The sequence below is a fragment of the Pseudomonas sp. SDO5532_S415 genome (assembly GCF_054071155.1).
In genome coordinates this window covers 23,840-30,169 of record NZ_JBSVWS010000054.1, presented here as the reverse complement: position 1 = coordinate 30,169, position 6,330 = coordinate 23,840, and the positions used below count along the sequence as shown (strand labels likewise).

The following is a 6,330-nucleotide window of genomic DNA, read 5'->3' as shown; positions in this document are numbered from 1 at the left end:
GTTTCGACTGCGCCGGAAGTGGGGCGAATTATAGACACCTGAAATCTGCCGTCAACCACTTATTACGCTTTTTTGGCAGAAGAGGCCTTTTTAGCCACCAAACGCGGGATGCGCCGGGTTACGGGTGGCAGGCGCAACACTAATAGCAACGCGCCGATACCGGCATAGATAGACCACTCCTTCAAATCGGCGCGCACAATCCAGAGCATATGCAGCAACCCAAGGCCGAGAACCAGATAAGCCAGACGATGCAGCTTTTTCCAGCGCGACCCCAAACGCCGCTGACTGTATCGATTGGAAGTCGCTGCCAACGCCAGCAAACACAGAAACCCCAACGCCCCGACAATAATGTAGGGACGCTTGCCCAGCTCGACGCCCAGTTGCGACCAGTCGAACCCAAGGATGAATGCCAGATAGGCACTCAAATGCAGAACTACATAAGCGAAACACCACAAACCCAGCTGCCGCCGAACCGCAATCCACCCAGCCCACCCCGTGAGCTTCTGCAGCGGCGTCATACTTAATGTAATAAGCAGCAGAACAAGCGTCCCCAAGCCCAACCGGTCAACCAGTACCTTGCCCGGATCAGGCCCGAGCACATCCTCCCACGCTTGATACAACCAAAGCAGAGGCCAGATCGCCGCAGCGACGAAAACGCCAATACGCCAGAATCGATATCGCATCAGTAGTTTTTCCGAAGATCGAGCCCTGTATAGAGAGAAGCGACTTCATCGGCATAACCATTGAACATTTGCGTGTCACGCACATTCGGCTTGAACAGACCACTCGGCAAGCGCCGTTCGCGAGCCTGAGTCCAGCGTGGATGATCAACCTCAGGGTTCACATTCGCATAGAAGCCATACTCGTTCGAAGCGATACTCTGCCAGGTGGTTTTTGGCTGCTCACTCACCAGACTGATCCGCACGATGGACTTGATGCTCTTGAATCCGTATTTCCACGGCACCACCAAACGCAGTGGCGCCCCGTTCTGATTGGGTAACTCACGCCCGTACATTCCCACTGCCAGAATCGCCAAGGGGTTCATCGCCTCATCAAGGCGCAACCCTTCTACATAGGGCCAATCGATCAAGGCGAACCCCGAGCGCTGCCCCGGCATGCTCTTGGGATCTTCAAGCGTTTCGAAGCGAATGAATCTGGCTTTTGAAGTGGGCTCTACCTGATTGAGCAACGCCGAAATGGGGAAACCTATCCATGGAATGACCATCGACCAGGCCTCCACGCAACGGAGGCGGTAAATGCGCTCCTCCAGTTGATAAGGCCTCATGAAGTCTTCCAGTGCGTAGCGCCCCGGCTTACCCACTTCGCCATCCACCACCACAGTCCATGGCTCAGTCTTCAGCGCACCGGCATTGGCAGCCGGATCGCCCTTGTCGGTACCGAATTCATAGAAGTTGTTGTAGTGGGTTGCATCCTTGAACGGCGTAATCGCCTCATCCTTGACGTTAACCGCCCCCCACTTGATCGAGGGAAGCTTTTCGCTGAACCACGAAGGCGCCTTGCCAGGCTCGACACCTGCATATCGCGCCGCATCATCAGCGTCCGCCCAACGCGGCAGACTACTCATGGCCAAGCCGGCAACGGCGACACCCAATACATTGCGTCGAGAAAGGTAGATGGATTCAGGTGTGACATCCGACTCATGGCAGTCGGATGCCTTGGGGACTTTGATCAGCATGACTACTCCGCAGCATTGGAGAACAGATGCACCAACTGCGGAGTATGAGGGAAATTACATCACTCGGCGCTTTTGCGCCGACGAAGATGTAACAAGTATTGCACCGGCCCGGATGCTGCGTAGGCGAGGAAAACCAGCAGCAGAATGCGTGGCGGATCACTGAACACTACCGCGAACACCAAAACCACGGCGAGGATCGCCACGAATGGCACGCGCCCTTTCAGATCCAGCTCCTTGAAGCTGTTGTACTTGATGTTGCTGACCATCAGCATACCCGCTGCCGCGACCATCAGCGCCACCAGGAAAGACATCTTGGAACCCTGAATGCCGTAATCGCTGAACGCCCAGACAATTCCCGCCACCACGCCAGCGGCAGCCGGGCTGGCCAGACCAATGAAGTAGCGCTTGTCGGCCGTGCCGACCTGGGTATTGAAACGCGCCAGGCGTAACGCCGCACCCGCTACATAGATGAAGGCGACCATCCAGCCGACCTTGCCCATGTCGCCCAAGGCCCAGCCAAACGCCAGCAGCGCCGGCGCCACGCCGAAAGCAACCATATCCGATAGCGAGTCATACTCGGCACCGAAGGCACTCTGGGTATTGGTCATGCGGGCGACACGGCCATCGAGGCCATCGAGCACCATGGCGACAAAAATTGCGATGGCGGCAAACGCAAAATACTTGCTCGCACCAATCGAATCACCCGCACTCAAGGCACTCTGGGCGCTCATGGAATTGATGATGGAGTAGAACCCTGCGAACAGGTTCGCAGTGGTGAACAGATTCGGCAGAAGATAGATACCACGATGCCGGACTTTACGGCCTTCAGCGTCATGCCCTTCTTCGACATGTTCATCGATGGGCAGCAGGCTTTCGGCGTCAGAAGCCTGTTTTGGCTCTTCGGGACGTTCGCTCATGGACAATACCTTGCAACGGGATGGAAAGTTTCGACAGATGTCTGCAACGCCGGTTCGCACCGCAAACGATGCAGCTTTATACCAGAACCGGCCCTCCAAACGAAAAAACGCGGCCTGGGCCGCGTTTTTCGTACAAGTGTCAGACTTAGTTTTTAGCTTTGTCGACGATCTTGTTGGCACCGATCCACGGCATCATGGAGCGCAGTTGCTCGCCGATGATTTCGATACCGTGAGAAGCGTTGTTACGACGCTTGGCGGTCATCGAAGGATAGCCGGTAGCACCTTCGCTGATGAACATCTTGGCGTATTCGCCGTCCTGAATACGTTTCAGGGCGTTGCGCATGGCCTGACGGGATTCGGCGTTGATGACTTCCGGACCGGTCACGTACTCGCCGTACTCGGCGTTGTTGGAGATCGAGTAGTTCATGTTGGCGATACCGCCTTCGTACATGAGGTCGACGATCAGCTTCAGTTCGTGCAGGCATTCGAAGTAGGCCATTTCCGGCGCGTAGCCAGCTTCAACCAGGGTTTCAAAACCGGCTTTTACCAGCTCGACGGTACCGCCGCACAGAACGGCTTGTTCGCCGAACAGGTCGGTTTCAGTCTCGTCCTTGAAGGTGGTTTCGATGATGCCGGTGCGACCGCCACCCACGCCAGCAGCGTAGGACAGCGCAACGTTTTTGGCGTTGCCGGAAGCGTCCTGATAGATAGCGATCAGGTCAGGGATACCGCCGCCCTTCACGAATTCGGAACGTACGGTGTGGCCTGGAGCCTTCGGCGCGATCATGATCACGTCGAGGTCAGCGCGCGGCACAACCTGGTTGTAGTGGATCGCGAAGCCGTGGGAGAAGGCCAGGGTGGCGCCCTTCTTGATGTTCGGCTCGATTTCGTTCTTGTACAGGGAGGACTGGAACTCGTCCGGGGTCAGGATCATGACCAGGTCGGCAGCCGCAACAGCGGAAGCAACGTCAGTCACTTTCAGGCCGTGTGCTTCGGCCTTGGCAACAGTGGCCGAGCCTTTACGCAGACCAACGGTAACGTCAACGCCGGAGTCTTTCAGGTTGCACGCTTGAGCGTGGCCCTGGGAGCCGTAACCGATGATGGCAACTTTCTTGCCCTGGATGATCGACAGGTCGCAGTCTTTATCGTAGAAAACTTTCATGAATTTCCCCTATATATCCAGGCCGTTCAGGCCATTCGCTAATTTGGTTTAGATGCTGAGTACTTTGTCGCCGCGGGCAATCCCGGTGACGCCACTGCGGACGGTCTCCAGAATCGAAGCGGTGCCGATGGACTGGATGAAGCTGTCGAGCTTGTCGCTGGTACCGGTCAATTGAACGGTATACACGCTGGCGCTGACATCGACGATCTGCCCACGGTAAATATCGGTAGTGCGTTTGATCTCGGCACGCTGGGCACCGGTGGCTTTGACCTTGACCAGCATCAGTTCGCGCTCGATATGAGCACTTTCCGACAAGTCGACCAATTTGACCACTTCGATCAGTTTGTTCAGGTTCTTGGTGATCTGCTCGATGATTTCATCATGGCCCACCGTGGTCAGCGTGAGACGCGACAGAGTCGGGTCTTCCGTTGGCGCCACGGTCAGGCTTTCGATGTTGTAGTTGCGCTGCGAGAACAGGCCGACTACACGAGACAGAGCGCCAGGTTCGTTTTCCAGAAGCAAGGAAATAATGTGCCGCATGATTAAGTACGCTCCGTCTTGCTCAGCCACATATCGCGCATGGAGCCGTCTTTGATCTGCATCGGGTAGACGTGCTCACTGGTGTCGACCGAAATATCGATGACCACCAGGCGATCTTTCATGGCGAACGCTTCTTCCATCTTCGACTTCAAGTCTTTCGAGTCGGTGATGCGCACGCCGACGTGACCATAGGCCTCTGCCAGCTTGACGAAGTCAGGCAACGACTCCATGTAGGAATGCGAGTGACGACTGCCGTAACTCATGTCTTGCCACTGGCGAACCATGCCCAGCACACCGTTGTTCAGGATGACGATCTTGACCGGCAAACCGTATTGCAGGCAGGTCGACAGTTCCTGAATGTTCATCTGGATGCTGCCTTCGCCCGTCACGCAAGCGACATCATCATCCGGAAAGCTCAACTTGATGCCCATGGCCGCCGGAAAACCGAAGCCCATGGTGCCCAGGCCGCCAGAGTTGATCCAGCGGTTAGGCTTGTTGAACTTGTAGTACTGCGCCGCAAACATTTGGTGCTGACCAACGTCGGAGGCGACAAAGGCATCGCCCTTGGTCACTTCGCACAAGGTTTCGATCACGGCCTGCGGCTTGATGACACTACCGTCGCCCTTGTCATAAGGGAACAGACCACGGTCACCGCGCCACTCATCAACCTGCTTCCACCAACTGGCAACAGATTCCTTGTTCGGGGTCTCGCCGATTTCCTTGAGGATCGCGACCATTTCGGTCAAAACGCTCTCGACCGGGCCAACGATAGGCACGTCAGCCTTGATAGTCTTGGAAATCGAAGCCGGGTCGATGTCGATATGAATGATCTTGGCGTTCGGGCAGAACTTCGATGCGCCGTTGATTACACGGTCGTCGAAACGCGCACCGACAGCCAGGATCACGTCAGCATGGTGCATCGCCAGGTTGGCGGTGTAGCTGCCATGCATGCCGAGCATGCCGATGAACTGACGATCGGTCCCAGGGTAGCCACCCAGCCCCATCAGGGTATTGGTCACTGGAAGATTGAGCATTTTTGCCAATTCGGTGAGCGGCGCGGAGCCGTTGCCGAGAATCACACCACCACCGGAATACAGAACGGGACGTTTGGCCGCCAGAAGCATTTCCGCCGCTTTGCGGATTTGACCGGAATGACCGCGAACGGCCGGACTGTAGGAGCGCAGCTTGGCTTTTTTCGGGAAGACGTATTCGAACTTCTCGGCCGGGTTGGTCATGTCTTTCGGGATATCGACAACGACCGGACCAGGACGACCGGATTGCGCCAGGTAGAAAGCTTTCTTCATGACTTCCGGGATTTCCGACGCGTGTTTGATCATGAAGCTGTGTTTCACGATCGGCCGGGAGATACCGATCATGTCGGTTTCCTGGAATGCGTCGGTACCTACCATGGTGCTCGGCACCTGGCCGGAAATGACCACCATCGGAATGGAGTCCATGTAGGCCGTGGCGATACCAGTGATAGCGTTGGTTGCGCCCGGGCCGGAAGTCACCAGTACCACGCCGGCTTTGCCGGTGGCACGGGCGTAACCGTCAGCCATATGGGTCGCGGCCTGTTCGTGACGAACCAGAATGTGAGTCACTTCCGGTTCTTTGAACAGGGCATCGTAGACATGAAGAAGAGCACCACCCGGGTACCCGTAGATATATTTGACGCCTTCGTCACGCAAGAAGCGGACGAGCATCTCACCGCCAGATAAAAGCTCCACGTTGCTCACCTCTAAAACGCCAGAATACCGCCCACGAAAATGGGACGGGTCTTAATAGGTTTACTTCTCAGCAGAGCATGAGCGACGGTGGTCGCCGACTACGTCAGCACTGACTGAGCAAGTATTGGGATCGTCCCAAGTGTTGCGGGCCTTTCCCACCCAGCGCGAGGTAACGCGTTGCGGGTGTAACAGGTCGGCGCGGATGTGCGCCTCATGATCTGCTGAGTGGGTCTGCTTCTGGCAGTCCCTCTACAGCGGACTTTGGATTCTTCTGTTTCGTCCCCTGCA

General features: G+C 56.3%; 6 protein-coding genes. All 6 read right to left on the bottom strand.

What is annotated here, in order from left to right:
- Window positions 1-62: 62 nt before the first annotated feature.
- Window positions 63-683: a protein-methionine-sulfoxide reductase heme-binding subunit MsrQ gene (gene msrQ / locus ACW9HW_RS14585; RefSeq protein WP_457400467.1), complete on the bottom strand. Its 621-nt coding sequence runs from the start codon at window positions 681-683 to the stop codon at window positions 63-65.
- Window positions 683-1,696 carry a protein-methionine-sulfoxide reductase catalytic subunit MsrP gene (gene msrP, locus ACW9HW_RS14580; RefSeq protein WP_095196548.1) on the bottom strand — a complete coding sequence of 338 codons (1,014 nt, stop codon included), beginning with the start codon at window positions 1,694-1,696 and terminating at the stop codon, window positions 683-685. The genes msrQ and msrP overlap by 1 nt, the downstream gene beginning before the upstream one ends.
- A 59-nt stretch (window positions 1,697-1,755) precedes the next feature.
- Window positions 1,756-2,613: a CDP-diacylglycerol--serine O-phosphatidyltransferase gene (gene pssA, locus ACW9HW_RS14575; protein WP_095196549.1), complete on the bottom strand. Its 858-nt coding sequence runs from the start codon at window positions 2,611-2,613 to the stop codon at window positions 1,756-1,758.
- Between the two features lie 145 nt (window positions 2,614-2,758).
- Window positions 2,759-3,775, bottom strand: coding sequence for a ketol-acid reductoisomerase (gene ilvC, locus ACW9HW_RS14570; RefSeq protein ID WP_095196550.1), 1,017 nt, complete (start codon window positions 3,773-3,775; stop codon window positions 2,759-2,761).
- Window positions 3,776-3,823: 48 nt separating this feature from the next.
- Complete coding sequence (gene ilvN / locus ACW9HW_RS14565) at window positions 3,824-4,315, bottom strand: acetolactate synthase small subunit (protein ID WP_003205610.1); 492 nt, start codon at window positions 4,313-4,315, stop codon at window positions 3,824-3,826.
- Between the two features lie 2 nt (window positions 4,316-4,317).
- Entirely contained in the window at window positions 4,318-6,042 is a 1,725-nt protein-coding gene (locus ACW9HW_RS14560) for an acetolactate synthase 3 large subunit (protein WP_095196704.1), read from the bottom strand.
- Window positions 6,043-6,330 lie beyond the last annotated feature (288 nt).

What these genes read in the sequence shown, in the direction of transcription:
- msrQ (WP_457400467.1), bottom strand. Translation starts at nt 683, where the DNA reads ATGCGATATCGATTCTGGCGTATTGGCGTTTTCGTCGCTGCGGCGATC.
- msrP (WP_095196548.1), bottom strand. Translation starts at nt 1,696, where the DNA reads ATGCTGATCAAAGTCCCCAAGGCATCCGACTGCCATGAGTCGGATGTC.
- pssA (WP_095196549.1), bottom strand. Translation starts at nt 2,613, where the DNA reads ATGAGCGAACGTCCCGAAGAGCCAAAACAGGCTTCTGACGCCGAAAGC.
- ilvC (WP_095196550.1), bottom strand. Translation starts at nt 3,775, where the DNA reads ATGAAAGTTTTCTACGATAAAGACTGCGACCTGTCGATCATCCAGGGC.
- ilvN (WP_003205610.1), bottom strand. Translation starts at nt 4,315, where the DNA reads ATGCGGCACATTATTTCCTTGCTTCTGGAAAACGAACCTGGCGCTCTG.